General features: G+C 43.5%; 3 protein-coding genes and 1 pseudogene. 2 read left to right on the top strand and 2 right to left on the bottom strand.

Annotated features, from left to right (window positions below; translation table 11 throughout):
* Nucleotides 1–735: pseudogene (locus ACTXGO_RS09985) on the top strand (hypothetical protein); the annotation flags it as partial.
* Nucleotides 736–835: 100 nt separating this feature from the next.
* On the opposite strand, the gene ACTXGO_RS09980 reads toward ACTXGO_RS09985, so the two are convergent.
* The gene (locus ACTXGO_RS09980) at nt 836–2,581 is read right to left on the bottom strand and encodes a mechanosensitive ion channel (RefSeq protein ID WP_443574285.1); all 1,746 of its coding nucleotides are present in this window, start codon (nt 2,579–2,581) and stop codon (nt 836–838) included.
* A 481-nt stretch (nt 2,582–3,062) separates the two neighbouring features.
* Here ACTXGO_RS09980 and ACTXGO_RS09975 point away from each other — a divergent pair, with 481 nt between their 5' ends.
* Nucleotides 3,063–3,791 (top strand): FKBP-type peptidyl-prolyl cis-trans isomerase, encoded by a 729-nt coding sequence (locus ACTXGO_RS09975; RefSeq protein WP_317200785.1) that lies wholly within the window; start codon nt 3,063–3,065, stop codon nt 3,789–3,791.
* A gap of 90 nt (nt 3,792–3,881) precedes the next feature.
* Here ACTXGO_RS09975 and argA read toward each other — a convergent pair.
* Nucleotides 3,882–4,570 (bottom strand): amino-acid N-acetyltransferase (argA, locus tag ACTXGO_RS09970; protein ID WP_443574283.1); only part of this gene is annotated, 689 nt, incomplete at its 5' end.

Below are 4,570 nucleotides of genomic sequence, written 5' to 3'. Positions count from 1 at the left end.
AAAAGCAAAACATCGCCTATGTATCAGCGTCATATGCAACAGGCATCAACTCTATGGTCGCAGCTGATTGCACAGATGATGACGACCGTCGATACCAAGCAGCAGGCGGATAAAAGAGGCTATCGTAAGGAACCAAGATCGATACAGTGGCAAAAGCAGCTACTAGATGAGTCACTGTTCTCTCGTCATGAGCTCGTTCGTACTATATATAAGCACCCCAAACAAGAACACGCTTTGCAGCAAAGTGGCTACGTGGTGCATCAGCACTCTTATGAGCACTTGGGTCGACATTATGTTTTGGTATTCTACGGTCAAGTAAAGGGCGCTCAGCAAAGCAAGGCAGTTATTCAGCCTAAGCTTAGCGATATCGCGCAGGAGGTAGCAACGCGCTTACCGCTTGCAGAGCTGCATCATGTAATCGTAATGGGCATCGACTTTATTACAGATCAAGATGATACCTTTATCGATATCGATCTATGGATTCAGCCCATTGATGCGACGACTCAAAAAGAGCGGCAACTCACCAAACAAATTCAGCAGCTAAAACCACAAACCTCTAGGCTAAAAGAGGACAGTCAGCAAACAAGTAACCCTCAAGTCACTAGCGAAATCCGAGCTAAGAGTGCACAGGTATCTAGCGCTCCAAAGCACAAGGATATAGAAAAAGGGAAATTTAAAAAGCTGCCTAGTATGCAATTAAACTTGTCAATTCCTGCGCGCAAAGACAAGCCTTAGACAGTCTCAACTTTGCTAAGTCCTATAAGTTTAAACTCAAACAGTAGCCATAAAAAAAGACAGCCTAGGCTGTCTTTTTGGTGCTTAAGAGTAATCTAGCTTATTTGTTGTCATTATTTAGATCGTTGTTTAGACCTTGATCAGACAACAAGTTCGAGCGGGTTTTGCTTTCAACATCAGTAGTGTCAACAGACTCAGACCCAAGCTTACTCGTATCGACAGTATCTGTACTAAAGTCGTTCGTAGTAGTACTTGTGGTTGTAGGCGTAGTCGTAGTTACCGAAATATTGGTAGCATCAGCAGTAGCAGCGCTTGGCGTGTTTTCGCGTACCGCGTCCGCAACTTTGTCCTGCGTGCTGCTATTAGGCGTCACAGCAGATTTTGCTTTTGCTTTGTCACTTTCTTTGTCCATCTTGTCCTGCATCTTGCGTAAGAAGCGAGCGGCGGCTTCTTGACCACCAAGACCGAATGAAAGGGCAAAGGCTACGGCAACAGCGCCTAGTGTTAGACCAAATGCTAGGTTAACGATAGAATCTGCAATACCCATAGCTTTTAGACCCATGGCTAATACTAAGCCCATAATCAATACGCGTACGATGTTCGCTAAGAACTGCGATCCTTGCTCAGAGCGCTCAACGACACCAGCGATGATATTGGCAAGCCAAAAACCGATGAATAGGATGATCGCGCCCAAGATGATGTTCGCACCAAATGCGATAAACATCGTGATGATCGCTGAGATAGGCTCAAAACCTAATAAGTCAGCTGCCGCAACTGCCGCAAATAACATGGCAAAGAAGATAATGGCATAGCCTACGACGTCAGATACTCGCTTGTCGCCCATCGTCTCTTGTAGACCGACTTTGGCTGGCAATTGATTGATCTGCGTGTTTTCTATCAAACCTTTGATGATGTTAGCGACCATGCGAATAACATAGAAAGTCACAATCAAGATTGCCGCTGCCATAAAGATATTTGGCAAAGCTTCCATGATTTTGTTCAGCATGTTGGTTGCTGGACGAGCGATAACGTCAATTTTTAGCGCGTTTAGAGCGGCAATTGTCGTTGGAATAATAACGATTAAAAAGGCTAAAGAACCTGCGATATTAGGCAGACTGTTCTCTTCGCTCAAACCTGCTCTTGAGGCTAATTTTTGCACATCAAAAGTAGAGACGAGGTTAGTGACGATGCCGCGTACGACTTTGGCGATGATGTAACCGACAACAAAGACAACCGCCGCAATTAAGATATTAGGGATAAAGCTAAAGATCTTATCGACCATGTTAGTGAGCGGTGCAAATAGACCATCAAGCTCTAATTGACCTAGAACCATTGTCAAAACAATAAGTAGGATGAACCAATAAACCATATCAGCAATCGTGCTGCTCATAGGTTTTACGCCAGCTTGAGCACTTAAACGCTCATCCATTGACGTCTTAGACAGTCCAGTATTGATAGCGGTACGTACTACAGTAGCAATGACCCAACCAATCACACCAACGGCGATAGCAGCGATGAGGTTTGGAATAAACGAGAGCACTTGACCGACCATATTAGCGAACGGTGCTGATACTGAATTGAGGTTTAACTGATTTAATGCCGCTGATATCGCGATAATAAAGATAAACCAAAAGACAATCTTGGAGACTATGCCTTCTATATCGTAGGTTTTACCTGTTGAGGTGTTCATACGTTGATTGACATTGACCTTTGCTAACACACCGCGCACTACTGCTGCGATACCTAAAGCAACAAGCCAGCCAATGATAAAGATAAGAATAGCGCCGATGATAGAACCGATAGGTCCACCAAGATAGCCATTAAAAGATGTAAACGTTGGGTTCATCCTGTCCTCCTTTAAACTTCACATATGAGTAGCAGAATAAAAGTCATGATATTGAAGGATGTAAACTCAAAACAATCACTTTTATAATGAAAACACATACGGACAGTTATAATAAATAGTATTTTAATTGGCATTATTCGTTGAATAATTAAGTCGCTAACTAACTATTAAAGGCACTAAAAATAGGTGGTATATCATTCAAAATAAAGACCATATATTATCAGTAGTTTAATAAAAAGTTACCAAGAGTTACTTATCTTCTTAACCAAATTAGCTTAGCTGATATAATCGTGAATATAAAGACAGAAAGCTTAACCTGCCACTATATTTGTGTGATAAGTTGTTATGTTTATAGTAAATACTTACATAGACTGTACATTGCACCGATAATTTTGCGCTAAACATGGCTCACAAAACCAAGATTTGCTATGATATCGTCACTGTGACATCTTGCCACTATTCTTCCAATTGAGAGCAATTTATGAAAAAAATCACTACCTTAAGCATCAGTGCCCTTGCCAGCGCTATGGTATTAGTTGGTTGTAGCACTAATAACGGTAATCAAGAAGCAGCGGCGCAAAGCGTGGCTATCACTGAGCAAAGTACGGCTAATGAAAAAGTTGGCTACAGCTTAGGATTTATGATGGCTGAAGGCAACAAAGAAGCCGTTGATGATCTAAACCTAGATACCTTTGAGATGGGTTTTCGTGATGGTTACGACGGCAAAGAGTCGGCTCTAACCCAAGAGCAAATGCAAGAAGTGCTCATGACGTATCAAAAAGAGCAAGAAGAGAAGTTTGTTCAAGACATGCAAACTCAAGCGGTTGAAAACAAAGCTGCAGGCGAAGCCTTTTTGACAGCCAATGCTGCAAAAGAGGGCGTGATGACCACGGATAGTGGTTTGCAATATAAAGTGCTAGAGGCAGGAACGGGTCAATCGCCAAAAGCGACAGACGTGGTTGAAGTAAACTACGAAGGCAAATTGATCGATGGTACGGTATTTGACAGCTCATATGAGCGCGGCGAATCTGTTGAATTCCCACTCAATCAAGTGATCGCTGGCTGGACTGAGGGCTTGCAACTAATGAAAGAGGGCGGTAAATACGAGTTTTATATCCCAGGTGATATCGCTTATGGCGAAGCGGGTAACGCAGGTATTGAGCCTAACAGCACCCTTATCTTTGTCGTTGAACTCATAGATGTTAAGTAATATAAACACCTTATAAACAAGAAGCCCTTCAATATTTGAAGGGCTTTTTTGTTGCTAGGTATTATTAAGCTAAGCGCTATTAAAATAAGCCTATAGCGTTTTTTGGAATACCTTTGAGTTGCGACCATTGTGATACTGCTCTAAGCGTTCCTTGGGCAGGGCATCAGCATCAACCTCTTCAAAGCCTTGCTCTACAAACCAGTGCGCGGTACGTGTGGTTAATACAAACAGTTTATGGAGACCATGACTACGCGCTTGCTGCTCCAAAAATGCCAGCAAATCAGCGCCGCGGCTCCCATTGCGGTATTCAGAATGCACCGCAACGCAAGCAACCTCGGCTGAGTCTTTACTTAAAGGGTAAAGGGCGGCGCAACCTAAAACCATGCCGTCACGCTCGATCACGCTGTAGTTGTCGATCTCTTGTTCTAAGCGCTCACGTGATCGGCTAACCAAGATACCTTGTTCCTCAAGTGGCGCTAGTAGCTCAGTGAGACCGATGACATCATCGATAGTAGCACGGCGAATCTCCTCGTAAGGATCATGGCTGATAAGCGTACCTGAGCCGTCACGGGTAAATAACTCTTCTAACAAAGCGCCGTTTTTGGCATAAGAGATGATATGGGTGCGATGTACCCCTTGGCGGCAGGCTTTGCTGGCGCAGTGCAAAAAGTAGCACAGCTCTTGGTTCAAATCGCGATCGCGTAAAAAGCGATCTACTTCATTAGGAATCATCTCGCTTAGCAGGCGATCATCATCGTTGATACCTGCCTCAGCACCTA

Source organism: Psychrobacter sp. T6-1, from assembly GCF_052258445.1.
Note: the sequence above shows the minus strand (reverse complement) of the source record. Positions and strands in the feature narration are given on the sequence as shown.

Bases quoted from the DNA above. Each gene is read 5' to 3' on its own strand.
- ACTXGO_RS09980 (WP_443574285.1), bottom strand. From the start codon at position 2,581: ATGAACCCAACGTTTACATCTTTTAATGGCTATCTTGGTGGACCTATC.
- ACTXGO_RS09975 (WP_317200785.1), top strand. From the start codon at position 3,063: ATGAAAAAAATCACTACCTTAAGCATCAGTGCCCTTGCCAGCGCTATG.